Below are 3,828 nucleotides of genomic sequence, written 5' to 3' on the forward strand. Positions count from 1 at the left end.
GTCGCCGACCTTCCCCACTGGTGCGGCGACAAAGATTGCGAGCGCGAGGGCGACTACGAAATTCGACTCGATGTGGAAGAATCGGTCTGGACCAGTCTGCGTGGACGCGACGATGTGCTCGCCAGTTTGAAAAAATGGTGCGGCGATCCCGAAGACGACAACGACCCCCTGTTTTAGCACCGTGGGGTAAGCATCCTGCTTGCCGACGTGGGGCAAGCATCCTGCTTCGGTCGCAAGCTGGAAGCGTACGCCACTTTTATTTTCATCACACCAGCCTTCAACGTGTCTATGTCCTCAGCAGATCCCGTCCTTTTCGAATCCCACTCGCACACGCCGCTTTGCAAACACGCCGACGGTTTGCCGACGGAATACGCTGCGGTGGCCGAGTCGCGCGGGTTGTTGGGCATGCACGTCACCTGCCACAACCCGATGCCGAATGGATTTTCCTCCGGCGTCCGAATGGCGGAATCGGAATTCGACCAATACGTTGATTTGGTTGCCCAAGCGACCGACGACTGGAAAGGCCGTGTCGAGGTGCGATTGGGGCTGGAAGCCGATTACTTCGAAGGTCACGAAGCGTATTTGGAAAAGCAACTCGCCGGCGCAGACTTTCACTTCGTGCTCGGTTCGGTGCATCCCCAGATCGGCGAGTTCCGCGAAAGGTATTGGCAGGACGATTTGGTCGAAGTCCAACGGATCTATTTCAACCTGTTGGCCAAGTCGGCCGAAACGGGGTTGTTTGATTCACTGGCCCATCCGGATTTGATCAAGAATTTCACCACCGACGCCTGGGATCCCGATTCGATCTTGGACGTGATCCGCCCGGCGCTGGACCGGATCGCCAAGACCGGTGTGGCGATGGAACTGAACACCAGCGGCGTCAATAAACGCATTTCGGAAATGAACCCCTTTCCCGACATGCTGGCCGAAATGAAGTCCCGTGACATCCCTGTCACGCTCGGCGCCGACGCCCACACGCCCGAGCGCGTCGGCGACGGTTATGAAACCGCGATGCGTCTGCTGCAAAGCGTCGGGTACACGCACGTCAATTTCTTTCTCGGCCGCAAGCGACAATCGGTTGAAATTGAAACCGCACTGGCGTCGTTGATTTCGGTCGATGAACCAGCCGGCATCGAACGTTAGCAACGAGCGGGAAAGAAGCGTCGCATTGTGGTGGATCACTCCGCCGATCCACGACACTCATGAATCGACAGGCCGATCACTCGCCGGCGTCGGCCAGCGCCCGTTGCAACGGGCATTGTGCCGCGTCGATTTGTTTTCCGCTTCGGTAACCTTGCAGCAACCGTCGCGATTCGGCGGCCAGCATGCGGCGGACTTCGCGCCGCTTTCCCTTGACGCGTGGGATCGACAGGTTGTCATAGGCGGTCGTCTGGTGACGCATCCAAGCGATCACGGCAGACTCGGCGCGGCGTTCGACCGGGATGCGTTGCGTCCGTGCAACCGTGCCGCTGCCGACGGGCGTTGCATGTGTGGTGACGGCGACGGCCAATCGTTTGGCGATGCTGTCGTGGGACGCATGGAAATTTAGAAATGTGATCACCGCGTTTTCAAACTCGTCGACGTACTCGGCTTGCTTCTTTTCGCGCCGGGCCGCGTCGCTTTTTCGCTTCCGCGCATACGCGTCGGTTGATCGTTCGGCATCCAGCTTTGCCTTGGCCGCGGCGATCTGAGCGGCGTCTGCCCAAACGCCCTTCGAAAACACCCGTCGCCCCCGGCGTTCCTTCACCGTCCACGTCGGACCGGCCGCTTTGACGCGACGGGTCAGCCCCGCATCCCCGGGCGGCAGCAATTCCCAGCCGGTCGGAATCGAAAGCTTCGTGCCGTCTTCGTCGACGACCTGTTGGGCGGAGGGGCCGGGAGCAACAACGCGAGTCTTTTCGGGCATCGGGGAGAAGCGGCACGGGGAAAGCGGTCGATCACAACGCACTCCGTTCTAATCGGCGGGTTGCGCGGGGCATCTTGATACGACGAATCCGGTTTTGCATCAAGCGTTCAGGCCCCCCGTTTTTGAGCCGCTGCGAAAGGCGGGTAAGAAGATTTAGGAGGTAAGAAGATTTAGGAGGTAAGAAGACGTTGAGCTGCACCATCCATTCCATTTCACCAATGTTCCTACCTCCAAAATCTTCCTACCTTCCCACCCAGCCACCGTGACCTGTCAAGCCGATGAGAATCAGGGGAGCCATGGCGGAATGATTCGCGGCAGAGTCTCGGGAACACGGTCCGCACGGTCGCGGATGTCTATACTGACATTATGAACCACAACGTCGCGCACCCATCCGCCACACACAATCCACCTCGCATCAGCCCTGGCAAGCGACTGCTCTTTTCGTTGGTGCTGTGTTTCACATTGTTCGGCATCGCGGAATTGCTGCTGGCTTGCTTTTGGGTTCCTCCGCCGCCGACCGACCGCTTCGTCGGGTTCTCTTCCAGTGTCCCGTTGCTGGTCGCCGATGAACGATCGGATTCAACCGGCGACGCGGCGGAACCTGGTTTGCGAACCAATCCGGCAAAGCTGGTGTGGTTCAACGACCAATCGTTTCCGGCATCCAAACCGGTGGGGACTTACCGGATCGTCTGTCTGGGCGGATCGACAACGTTCGGCCGTCCCTTTGATGACTCGACTTCGTTTTGTGGTTGGCTGAGAACGTTGTTGCCGATGGTCGCCCCGGAGCGAAACTGGGAAGTGATCAACGCCGGCGGCGTCAGCTATGCCAGCTATCGCGTCGCGGGCGTGATGCAGGAATTTGCTCGGCACGACGTCGACCTGTTCATCTTGTACACCGGCCAGAACGAGTTTTTGGAATGGCGGACGTACGGCGATCTGATCGAATCGTCAGACACACCCGGTGTGCCGGCCGCCCGTGCACTCTCCACGCTTGCGACGAAAACGCGCGTCGGCCAATCGATTCAATCGTTGGTCGGTCGCCTCCGTTCAACCGGTCGACCGGACTCCAAGCAAATTCTTTCCGGCGAAGTCGACGAGATTTTGAACCACACGATTGGTCCGGCCAGTTACCAGCGGAACCCGGCCTGGTATCGCGGCGTCGAAGAACACTTTCGCATCAATCTGCGGCGGATGGAGCGAATTGCCCAGGGGGCCGGAGCGACGTTGGCGGTCGTCGTGCCCGCGTCCAACCTTCGCGACTGTTCGCCGTTTAAAGCCGACTTCGGCGACGGCATTGATGATGCGACCCGGCAACGATTGACCCAAGATCTTGAAACCGCTCGCGAGCTGCTCGCCGACGACGCGGCGGCTCAGTCGTTGCAGGTCCTGGAGCTTGTTCTGGAAGAAGACCAGGCCAATGCCGACGTCCATTTCTTGCGCGGTCGCGCGCTGTTGGAAGTCGGTCTCGAAGACGACGCCGTGAAAAGCTTTCAGCGTGCGATCGATGAAGACATTTGTCCCTTGCGGGCGACCACGCCGATCAAGCAGATCCTACGCGAGTTCCTGGCGGAAAGCTCGGTCATTCCGGTCGACTTCGAATCCCATCTGGCGGCTCTGTCGCAGCGCGAACAGGGGCACGTCTGTTTCGGTGCCGAGTCGTTTCTGGATCATGTCCATCCGACGGTGGAGGTGCACGGCGAAATCGCGTTGGCGATCCTTCACTCGCTCGCCGACCAGGCGATCGTGCCCACGAAGCCGACCGCTCAGCTAATCGTCGCGGCCACGCGAGTCGTGGAGAGCAACATTGATCTGCGGACCCAAGCGGTCGCGTTTCGAAATTTGGCCAAACTGACCCATTGGGCGGGGAAATTCGAGGAGGCTCGGAGAAACGCCGACGACGCCCTGCGGTTGCTGCCGTTGGA

At 59.6% G+C, this 3,828-nt stretch carries 3 protein-coding genes; 2 read left to right on the plus strand and 1 reads right to left on the minus strand.

The genetic code is table 11. The annotated features are described in order from the left end of the window. Positions 1 to 288: 288 nt before the first annotated feature. Positions 289 to 1,143, plus strand: a complete 855-nt coding sequence (locus ABX749_RS25290) for a histidinol-phosphatase HisJ family protein (RefSeq protein ID WP_372898452.1) — start codon at positions 289 to 291, stop codon at positions 1,141 to 1,143. A gap of 76 nt (positions 1,144 to 1,219) precedes the next feature. Here the strand turns inward: ABX749_RS25290 and ABX749_RS25295 are convergent, their stop codons facing one another. Next, a complete protein-coding gene (locus ABX749_RS25295; RefSeq protein WP_145218921.1) occupies positions 1,220 to 1,906 on the minus strand; it encodes a DUF2293 domain-containing protein in 687 nt (228 codons plus the stop codon). A gap of 366 nt (positions 1,907 to 2,272) precedes the next feature. Between ABX749_RS25295 and ABX749_RS25300 the strand changes: the two genes are divergently transcribed. Further along, on the plus strand, positions 2,273 to 3,828 hold a 1,556-nt coding region (locus ABX749_RS25300), incomplete at its 3' end, for a hypothetical protein (RefSeq protein ID WP_372898453.1).

Source organism: Stieleria sp. (assembly GCF_041595215.1).
GTDB lineage: Bacteria > Planctomycetota > Planctomycetia > Pirellulales > Pirellulaceae > Stieleria > Stieleria magnilauensis.

What these genes read in the sequence shown, in the direction of transcription:
- ABX749_RS25290 (WP_372898452.1), top strand. Translation starts at nt 289, where the DNA reads ATGTCCTCAGCAGATCCCGTCCTTTTCGAATCCCACTCGCACACGCCG.
- ABX749_RS25295 (WP_145218921.1), bottom strand. Translation starts at nt 1,906, where the DNA reads ATGCCCGAAAAGACTCGCGTTGTTGCTCCCGGCCCCTCCGCCCAACAG.